Here is a 7,705-nt window from a genome sequence, read left to right as displayed (position 1 = left end):
AATCCGAACTTTATTCCTCCCTGTGGTCGAGCTGCGATGAACTGCGCGGCGGCATGGATGCCAGCCAGTACAAGGATTATGTGCTGGTGATGCTGTTCATCAAATACGTCAGCGACAAATACGCCGGTCAGCCGTTTGCGCCGATCATCATCCCGCCGCTCGCCAATGCCAACAAGCTGTCCAGCATGCCGAACTTCAACGATCCGGAAAAACTCGGCAGCGGTAAGAACATGGTGGACGGGCTCAGCAACCTCATCGCCATTTTTGAAAACAAGGCGCTTGATTTCAGTAAGAACCGCACCCACACAAAATCTGGAACAGTCAGACCAGGAGTACTGTGCCAACGCCCACGGCTTTAGCCTGCATGCCGGGGTGCGTTGCGCCATGAATCAGCGCAAGGAACTGGAACACCTGTGTCGTTAATCACGCGGCCGGCAATTGCCAATGAGCGTCTGGCGCTAAATGATGCTGGGCAGGTGGTGTTGACACTAAAAACGCCTTATCGGGATGGCACCACGCATATCGTCATGTCGCCGCTGGAATTCATGCAGTGACTGGCCGCGTTAGTTCCCAGGCCAAGGCTTAACCTCATTAGTTTCCATGGCGTGCTCGCGCTCAACGTGAAGCTTCGTTCTGAGATTATTCCCGGTAGCAAGAAAAACAAAAGTAATCCATCCTGCACGAATGATGCTGTGCCACCTTCCTCGGCTTCCGTGCGTGTCAGTTGGCGCGTTTGCTTAAACGGGTGTTCGATATTGACATTGAGCATTGCCCGCATTGCGGGGGAACCCTGAAAATCATCGCCGCCATCCTGGAATCTGGCGCAATCACTAAAATTCTTGATCATCTTGGCTTGTCCTTCCGAGTGCCGCCTAGAGCACCTGCGCAAATCTTTGATCCATTCGAGCCAACCTGATCCCGTGCTCGCTCCTATCAGTTCTCTTCATCACTGGGCTGACCTTTATCCCTGGGCATCTTTATCTCCATGGTCTTACTCCATTACAAATATCTCGGTCAAATAATTTTTTATTGAGTTTTTCAATCCGCTTTTCCATAGCTCGCTTAAGTTTTGAGCGATTAAGCTGGAAGTGACCCAATTTTAATTTAAAGAAGTTACTAGAATCATTGGCCACTTCAATTTCTTGATCAATCCAGATCCAGGCACGTGGATCAGCTGACTTAAGAAAAAGTATCCAGGCAGCATAAGCCTCAGATGGATCATTCGCCTTAAGATAGATTTCCCACCAATGACGAGCGCAAGCTTCAATCCAACGGAAACGAGCAGATTTCTTTTCTAAAGATTCATGGCTGGTCTTAATTTCACCCTCGGGCCAAGCATCTGGAATAGGAAGAATGTTGTTTGCTGTGAATCCTGAGAGAACAACACCGCGTTTTCGTTTCCAGGCAAACGGAGATTTTCGGTCTGATTCAATCATTTCATTTAACCAGACTGCTTTACCATTGTACGAGGCGGCAATCGCCAGATTTAGCAAATCTTGATCGGTATTACTGTAATCAAGTTCGAGCAACTCTATACGCAATGCGGTGACCTCAGGAGAGTCGGATACACGAAAGATCATGTGCAAAAAATCTTCGATATCCGCTTTGCCAAGATAACGTGTGGATATCGTTGCGCGGAGAGATCGCCACAAATTCACGCCCCGTGGGGGATCATAACTAAGAAGCGCTTCACACAGTGCAAGATAGGTGCCTTCTGCCAAGTGAACGCGGCGTCTGAAATCCGGCGTAAGTTCCTGGTAGCCTTCAAGCCAACGCTCAACCATATTCGATGCATATCGCAAAGCTGGTATGAAGTCAGCTGCATCTGGAATTGTGAGATATAAATCTGCACCAGATGTTCTTGCTTCATTGATACGTGAGACGGCCGTTTCGGCGGCGAGTCGGTGCGCTTTTATCCATGCATCATCATCCATGGTTGCTCCGAATGCAACGGATGGATCGCTGGTAACAGTTTGGCTTTGATGTGGTGTAACAGAAAATGAAAAGGGAGAAATCTTCGCGGCATTCCGCTCGAACGATAAAATTGATCCTGGATCAGGTTCGCCGAGTTTCTCTGCTAAAAGTTTATGCCCTATGATTTCAGCGGCAAGCCGTGTTTCTTTGGGATCAGCACCACGTAAGCTTACAGCTTCCAATAATCGCCATGGTGCCAATCGCGGCGCTATTTGATCAAAAGGGAGTGCTCGTGTCGCTTCGATAAGAGCACCGGTGCCGTAGTGATTGATCCAGAAATGCTTGTCCGGGCTCCAATACCAGTTTTCGGCCATAAGTGCCTCTCCAATACGGATTGCATCAAAGCATGTCAGTATTTGGAATGCAATATCACAGAACTTGTGATGAATTTTTTTCATAAATTCAAGAATCCATGACCATGCATGGTCACTCAATTTTACTGAGTGAATAGATAACAACAGGAGAAGATCATTTTTTTGTTTAGATGACCCATTAGCGTAGTGAGCAATCAATGCATCAACATCGTCTGAACTGGGAGGCCGTAAAACTTCTTTGATGTTGTCAAAAATGCATTCTATATTTGCGTCGATTATTGTGTGAAATTGGGATTTTGAATCAAGTTTCAGTATTTCCACCATTAAAAGCTGAATTGCAACGAAAGATTCGTGCGTGTCATCTATCTCGGTAGTACTTAATCGTAGAGTTTTCGCAGCAGTTGCAGCTTCCGTATCTGACAATAACAAATGATCAGTTACGTGCAATGCACTCCAATAGCGGGATCCCGCAGGAAATGAAGCAATGCCCTGGATTTTATGACGCATCCTGTCGGCTAGCAAATCAGGTGTGCAACGGGCAAAACAACTTTCGAGTTGCTCAAATTTGTGATCTTCACTGGTGTAGTGGTCATGCCTATTAAGTTTATTTACCTCGATCGATGCTAAATGCTTTTTAATTTCAGTGATAAAGTAAGCTGGTGGTTGGAAAGCCGGATCAAACCAAAATTCATTGGTCTTTTGTACGCGCCAGGATAAAGAAGAATCGGTATCGTTTAGCGCAAGATTGGCATGCCGTCTTTCAAGTGCGAAAAAGCTATGACTTGGATTTGGTAAGTAATCTTTTTCATAGGTATACCAGCGATCAATACGAGGATCGATCATTGCAGCAACCGTTTCATCTGATTCCTGACCAATTAGCACAAGTAGAAGTGTGGCGATACGATCAGGGATGCCTGGATTTATACCCGGCTCCGGTTGCCGTTGCTGGATACTTTCTGCGTGTTTGCGTAAAGCCAAGGTTGTTTCATCCGGATCGATTTCGTTCAATAAACAGAGCCATTTTAAAGCATCCCAGCCCTCGCAACGATTTCGAATTGCTAGTGTGATTGCTGCTGCTTCAAAAATAGGTAACGCATCAGCAAGTGGAAATCCTTCTATAATCGAAGGTGCAGTTAGCTGTAGTGTGCCGTCGTATTGATCAACGAGTACAAGTTTAACACCCGCAACCGTAATTTCTTTCGATTGATCCATACCTATCCGGCGTATGAAACCTTCAGACCGGTTCTTTTCGTAATCTGCACCCTGATGGGGATAAACGTCTCGTGAAATAACTTTGAACCACTGTGAAATCCTATCGAATATCGTCGTAGCAGCATGATGATTTTCTCTCGGTATGGCTTTTAATGCGTTAACTGCCCAATGACGTGCAGATGCCTGTGCATCATTGTCAGAGTGCTCTATCGTAGTAAGTAGGGCATCAATGAGATTTGGGGCAAGCGCGGCTAATTCTTTTCGGTGATTATCGGTTGCATTTTGAGTTTGTAGCCATGCTGTGACAAGCACTTCGGCTTGAATAGAAGGTTTAGAATCTTGTTCTACCAGAATAGAAACAGCTGCTCGCAGGATTTTCGCGCGTTCGTCCAATCCTGCAATAGGGTCAAGCCATTGCGTGAGCGCGGTATAAAGTGACGTAAAGCTTGTGTTGGCAACAGAGTCAAGGTGGGTTAGCAGTGCAACGCCAAGGGCATGTTCGATAACTGTCGAAGTGAGAAGTAAATTACCTGATGGGTCAGGTTCCGCAAACCGGCCATCGATGATGTCACTGAGGCGTGCATAATTTTCTGATTCCTTAAGATCAAAGCGACTTACTGTTTCACCGAGAGATTTAGTCGTGTACTCCTTGATACCATTGCGGTATTTCTGCGCAATTTCTTTTAACCAAGCTTGCCATTCTTCTTCGCTAAATGATCTTCCAGCGCGTACACCCAAGGTATCTCGGCCATATTCCCAGAGTAATCTATGAACAGTGATTTGGCCCGCTTCGATCAATCTATCGCGGAATCGGATTACGAGTGCGAATAAGCGAGGTGTGCGGGCTAGCTCAATTAGATCTGGGTGCAAATCAGCTTGAGTTAAACCCTCGAATACAAGCATTTGGTCAAGTTCACCTCCTGGTGTTGTATCATAATTATCGACTTGAATAGATTTTGCAGCAGAAATCAGGCTGCGAAGTCTTCCCAATTTGTTTTCAAAGTGATGTTTTCGTGTACTGATGATCACTCGTATTTTTGTTGAGAAAATTTCACTTTGCAGAATCTTGAGTAGATTAAGCCATTGAATAGAAGGTTCTTGATTCAAGCCATCAAAGAAAATAGTGAAAACAGAGCCTTCATCCGTCGGTCGCATAAACAGGTAATCTAGCCGCCGCAACCAATGTGCGGTATCTCTAACGCCACTAAGCTCATACAGCTGATTAGCCAGGAACTGCTTTATTGTTGTTTCGGAAATGCTGGAAAGATTAGCAGCAGCAGAAGATGGGACAACCAGGATGATTGGTTGCTCGTCGATTGTCTCAATTAGCCAATTAAGTGCTATCCAAGTCTTTCCGACGCCATCCCAGCCAATAACTGCCGCAGGAGAATCTATCTTTGCCGGTGCAAGCCACCAATCACTGAGAGCTTGATGGACCGAATTGCGCCTAATTCGCTTTGTGTGAGCACCGCCGGCTGCGTCTTGCCCAAGGTAGGCATTTGATTCTTTAGGTGAGTTCCAGATTTTTCTCAGTTTGTCGTGCGAACTGTTTCGCAATATGTTGAAACCTAAGCACCAAGACTGCAGGTTGCGTCGCAACATTTCAATCGTATCGGTTGAAGCTGGTTGAAGTGCATATGCCAATTTTTCAGCCTCTTCCGAGAATTCAGCTTTTACAATATCAGGCACAAAAGCACATAGTGCTGCAAGAGGGGCTAGTTCGCGATCTTCCCAATCAATGATTTCTACTGGCACACCTTCTCTCTCACCTTTTTGCGTAAGTTCTTGCCGGAGTTGTTCAGGAACATTGCGAGTTGCAATAAGAAACCACGCTTCTAATGCAGTGTCTCGAGCTAGCGCTTGGTCTATTTCACCCAGTAATTCTCGATCACTCAGGCTAGTGGTATCGCTGTATTTCTTGCATTCCAACCGGAAACGTCGTCCTTGGCGACCTGCTGGACCGGCATCACCGCCATGTTGAAAGCCAGATTTTGCGACCGCAATCGGTACACCGAGAAGCCGACTTATCAGAGCTGCTGCCAATTTCTCTAGTTTGGAGTGCTTCGGATCATTCTGCAGCTCATTCTTTAAATTGCTTTGGTTTTTCTGGTCAGTTGCGCTTAGGGTCATGAATTCTTGTTAACAATTAAATGAATCGAGCTTAGATTTTTGTCGATCTGTATTTATCACTATACACTTCTTAAATCTCTTGCATTGTTACCTGGGATTAAATTATCAAGGCACAATCTGTCCATCAAACGCATAAAACTTCCCGGAATCCGCAAATTTCAGATTGCTGATGACACGGCGTGGAACGGCTAGATGATTATGTCTTTCATTGCTGCAAGTAACAAAGCGTTCAGGGATCAGTGCCTGCATTGGTACATTTATACCTTACTTGATGCGCAGGCCATTCGGCAATACCGAAATCCCGGAAGACTTGAAAGCGCGCGAAGTGCAACGAACCGCGTTATACAAAGCGACCGCCAACCTGCTCCGTGCGTATGCCAACATCGGCGACGACATGGAAACGGCCGGTTACAGCCCGAGCGCTATCGAACATATCAAGAGTCACGTGGATTACTACCTCAAACTGCGTGACGTTATCAAAAATGCCGCCAATGAAAAAATCGATTTGAAAGCGTTTGAAGCGGATATGCGCTATCTGATCGATCGTTATATTCAGGCGGAAGAATCCGTGGTCATTTCTCCGTTTGCCGATCTGCCTATTCTGGACATTATCGAGAAAAGCGGTATTGCCGAGGCGATCAGCACGCTGCCCGATGGCATCAGAGCCAATCGAGAAGCGGTGGCCGAGACCATCGAAAACAATGTGCGCAGCCACATCATCAAAAACCACCTGCTCGATCCGGCCTACTTCGAGAAGATGTCGAAGCTGCTCGATGAAATCGTCAAGCAACGCAAGCAGAACGCGCTCAATTATCAGGAATATTTGCAAAAGATTGCCGATCTTGCCCGCAAAGCTACCACAGCGCAACCGGACGATACGCCAATGTCCCTGAATACCAAAGCCAAGCGGGTGCTGTATAGCAATTTAGGCAAAAACGAAGCGCTGGCGTTGCAAATCAATGACGCGGTGATGGGCAGCAAGCAGGATAGCTTTCGTGGTAATTTGGCCAAAGAAAATGCGATTAAATACGCGATCTTCAAAGTCGTAAACGATGTCGATGAAGTCGAGCGTATTTTTGCGATCGTCAAACAGCAAAGTGACTACTGAAATCCTGAACATGAAACTGAATGAGCTGGATATCGAAATCGTTCAGAAAAACATCAAACATGTCCATTTAAGCGTCTACCCGCCAGATGGCAGAGTCAAAGTATCGGCCCCGCTCAGCATGGCACCGGATACGCTTCGGGTGTTTGTCATTTCCAAATTGGCGTGGATCAAGAAACAGCAATCGAAGCTGCGTGCACAGCAACGGGAAGCGCCACGGGAATATCTCGACCGTGAAAGTCATTATGTCTGGGGCAAGCGCTATCTGCTCAAAATTGAAGAAACAGAAGCGCCCCCCAGAATAGAACTCAAGCACAACAAGCTGGTGCTTTCGGTTCGGCCGGGGACGGACCAAGAGAGAAAACAGGCTCTTCTGGAAGCCTGGTACCGCGAGAATCTCAGGCAAGCCGTTCCTGCATTGATCGAAAAATGGCAGTCGCGCATGGGCGTGTGCGTTACGAGATTTTATGTGCAAAGCATGAAAACCAAGTGGGGCAGTTGCAGCGTTCATTCGGGCAGCATCCGGCTCAATACCGAATTGGCCAAGAAACCGCGGGCTTGCCTGGAATATATCGTGGTGCACGAAATGACCCACCTGCTGGAACCGACGCACAATAGCCGTTTTATCGGATTGATGGATCGATTCATGCCGAAATGGCGGTTTTATCGGGACGAACTCAATCGATTGCCGGTCCGGTATGAAGAATGGGGGTATTGATTTGAGCAGTAAAGACTGACGGATTTCTCTGAATCTCCGCCAGCCTGAGTCATGACCTGGGTAATTATTGCTTCTTCGAGCAATAACTCAATCTGTTTATCCAGCTCATTCAATGGCAATTCATGGCTACCCAGCAGTAAATCACATTTTCAGCAGATCGACCATGTGGCTACGCCTGGTGATTCTTTGGAAGATGCAAAGTGTCACTACATGATTGAAAGTCTCCCAAATTTCTCAATTCTGTGGAATACT

The 7,705-nt window shown here is 46.5% G+C and carries 7 protein-coding genes; 5 read left to right on the top strand and 2 right to left on the bottom strand.

Annotated elements, in window-relative coordinates; translation table 11 throughout:
- The 3 genes from J5I83_RS00805 to J5I83_RS00795 all read left to right on the top strand — a co-directional run.
- The coding region (locus J5I83_RS00805; protein ID WP_304052503.1) for a type I restriction-modification system subunit M N-terminal domain-containing protein at positions 1-359 on the top strand (359 nt) is incomplete at its 5' end.
- A gap of 54 nt (positions 360-413) precedes the next feature.
- Positions 414-554 carry a transposase gene (locus J5I83_RS00800; RefSeq protein ID WP_304052502.1) on the top strand — a complete coding sequence of 47 codons (141 nt, stop codon included), beginning with the start codon at positions 414-416 and terminating at the stop codon, positions 552-554.
- Positions 555-724: 170 nt separating this feature from the next.
- A complete protein-coding gene (locus tag J5I83_RS00795; RefSeq protein WP_304052501.1) occupies positions 725-916 on the top strand; it encodes a hypothetical protein in 192 nt (63 codons plus the stop codon).
- Positions 917-977: 61 nt separating this feature from the next.
- Here J5I83_RS00795 and J5I83_RS00790 read toward each other — a convergent pair whose 3' ends face one another.
- A complete protein-coding gene (locus J5I83_RS00790) occupies positions 978-5,630 on the bottom strand; it encodes a hypothetical protein (RefSeq protein ID WP_304052499.1) in 4,653 nt (1,550 codons plus the stop codon).
- Positions 5,631-5,735: 105 nt separating this feature from the next.
- On the bottom strand, positions 5,736-5,879 hold the full coding sequence (locus tag J5I83_RS00785; protein ID WP_304052498.1) for a hypothetical protein: 144 nt from the start codon (positions 5,877-5,879) through the stop codon (positions 5,736-5,738).
- Between the two features lie 22 nt (positions 5,880-5,901).
- Here J5I83_RS00785 and J5I83_RS00780 point away from each other — a divergent pair, with 22 nt between their 5' ends.
- The gene (locus J5I83_RS00780) at positions 5,902-6,738 is read left to right on the top strand and encodes a hypothetical protein (RefSeq protein WP_304052496.1); all 837 of its coding nucleotides are present in this window, start codon (positions 5,902-5,904) and stop codon (positions 6,736-6,738) included.
- Positions 6,728-7,453: a SprT family zinc-dependent metalloprotease gene (locus J5I83_RS00775; RefSeq protein WP_304052494.1), complete on the top strand. Its 726-nt coding sequence runs from the start codon at positions 6,728-6,730 to the stop codon at positions 7,451-7,453. Before J5I83_RS00780 ends, J5I83_RS00775 begins: the two co-directional genes overlap by 11 nt.
- Positions 7,454-7,705: the final 252 nt, after the last annotated feature.

Source organism: Nitrosomonas communis, from assembly GCF_024102715.1.
GTDB lineage: Bacteria > Pseudomonadota > Gammaproteobacteria > Burkholderiales > Nitrosomonadaceae > Nitrosomonas > Nitrosomonas communis_B.
Note: the sequence above shows the minus strand (reverse complement) of the source record. Positions and strands in the feature narration are given on the sequence as shown.